Genomic DNA, 2,002 nt, shown 5'->3' with positions numbered 1-2,002 from the left:
CCCCGAACGAGATATCATGCACGTCACTTTCAGCCGGTCGATGCCTTCATTCTTCTTGGAACAGCGGTTGCTTTGTCCGGGGTCATCCTATGGCGCCTGTTCCTGTAATGGTGCGCATGGACATAGCCTATGACGGCTCGTTCAGCTATGGATTCCAGAAGCAGGAGTCTCTGGTGAGTGTGCAGGGCACCGTTGAGGGAGCGCTGAAGGCCGTTTGTGGATCGTACATTCCTGTTGTTGGGGCATCACGAACCGACAGAGGCGTCCACGCCCTTCACAATGTTGTGAGTTTCGTTCTGCGCGACGATGTTCTTTATGAGCGCGTCGTACGGCGACTTCCCGTCATGATGCCTGAGTGGCTCACCATTCGCAATTGTGTTCGTGAGAGCGCCAACTTCAGCGCCCGGTTTTCTACAGTGAAAAAGACCTATGCCTACGTGTTCATCAAGGAAGGAGGCTGGACCCCATTTCTTGCTCGTTATGCGTATCGACTCGAGTATCCCGTCAAGACCGATGCGATGAATGAGGCTGCGCATGCTCTGCTTGGAACGCATGATTTCAAGGGGTTCGGAAACATCGACCCAAGCAGGCCGCATCGGGACACGACGTGCACACTGACCGCTACTGATGTCGTTGAAACGGATAAGGCGGTTATCTTCATGGTTTCGGGTGATCATTTCCTGTATCATATGGTACGCCGCATGGCGTACTTCGTCCTCAAGGCCGGGCAAGGGAAGATCGGTGTCGAAATGTGGAACAATGCGTTTGCCGGACCCGACGTNNAAGGCGTTGACTAATCGCGGGTTTGTGGTAATCTACTAAAGAATTCACCAGGAGGATATGAATGAAGACAACGTTTTTTAGACCAGAGACGGTTACCCGTCGCTGGATTCTGATTGATGCTACAGACCAGAGTGTTGGACGACTTGCGGTGATCATTGCCAATATTCTTCATGGCAAGGACAGACCAGAGTTTACGCCGAATGCTATGGTCGGCGACAATGTCATCGTCATCAACGCTTCGAAGTTGGCAATCGATCCCAAGAAGGGTACGCAGACTATGCACTATCATCACTCCTTCTACCCAGGCGGTCTGAAGGCCACGAATTGGAACAAGATGCTTGAGACGCGGTCAGACTTCCTGCTCAAGCGTGTGGTTCGTGGCATGCTGCCCAAGAACACACTTGGCAAGGAACTGCTCAGCAACCTGCGCGTCTATCAGGGGCCCGAGCATCCTCATCAGGCTCAGAAGCCTGTTGAGTTCAAGGCTAATTAGGGAGGATGCTGTGCCAACCACTCAGATTTGGGGAACGGGTAAGAGAAAGACTGCTATTGCGCGCGTTCATCTCGTTGCTGGAACCGGCAAGATCGTTGTAAATGGCAAGCCGGTTGAGGTTTACTTTCCAGTTCAGACGGTGTCCATGAAAACCATGGCCGCCTTTATAGTCATGGGAGGTACGCCTGTGTTTGATGCGATCGTGAGCGTTGCCGGTGGTGGCTTCAATGGCCAGGCCGAAGCCGTTCGCCATGGGATTGCCCGTGCGCTGGTTGAGCAGGACCCGGAGAACAAGCCGGTTCTGAAGAAGGCCAGGCTCCTGACGCGCGATGCTCGTATCAAAGAGCGCAAGAAGTACGGTCTCCTGGGCGCCCGCAAGGCTACTCAGTACAGGAAACGTTAGACAGACTTCTCGCATTTTACTGGGGCAGCAGGACATTGTGCCTGCTGCCTTTTTTGATACCCTGTAGGTACGCTTATGTAGTGGAGGAAACCAACGATGAGGATTCACGATACGCTGACGCGAAAGACCGTCGAACTCGTGCCCCGTGAGCCAGGCAGAATCGCGATGTATGTCTGTGGGGTTACCCCGTATGCCTCGGCACATGTCGGGCATGCGCGAACGGCTGTCGTCTACGATCTCCTGAAACGCTACCTCCGGCACGCCGGGTATGTGGTGACCCATGTCAGCAACTACACGGACATCGACGACAAGATCATTCGGCG

At 53.9% G+C, this 2,002-nt stretch carries 3 protein-coding genes and 1 pseudogene; all 4 read left to right on the top strand.

Features of this window, described 5'->3' with window-relative positions; genetic code table 11:
• Positions 1-89: 89 nt before the first annotated feature.
• The gene (locus tag SMC5_RS05275; RefSeq protein ID WP_119119896.1) at positions 90-797 is read left to right on the top strand and encodes a tRNA pseudouridine synthase A; all 708 of its coding nucleotides are present in this window, start codon (positions 90-92) and stop codon (positions 795-797) included.
• Positions 798-844: 47 nt separating this feature from the next.
• Entirely contained in the window at positions 845-1,276 is a 432-nt protein-coding gene (gene rplM / locus SMC5_RS05270) for a 50S ribosomal protein L13 (RefSeq protein WP_119119895.1), read from the top strand.
• A gap of 10 nt (positions 1,277-1,286) precedes the next feature.
• On the top strand, positions 1,287-1,679 hold the full coding sequence (gene rpsI, locus SMC5_RS05265) for a 30S ribosomal protein S9 (protein WP_119119894.1): 393 nt from the start codon (positions 1,287-1,289) through the stop codon (positions 1,677-1,679).
• A 96-nt stretch (positions 1,680-1,775) separates the two neighbouring features.
• Positions 1,776-2,002, top strand: a pseudogene (locus SMC5_RS05260) (cysteine--tRNA ligase); the annotation flags it as partial.

The sequence above is a fragment of the Candidatus Cryosericum odellii genome (genome assembly GCF_003570935.1).
GTDB lineage: Bacteria > Caldisericota > Caldisericia > Cryosericales > Cryosericaceae > Cryosericum > Cryosericum odellii.
This window is presented reverse-complemented; position numbering and strand designations above follow the sequence as displayed.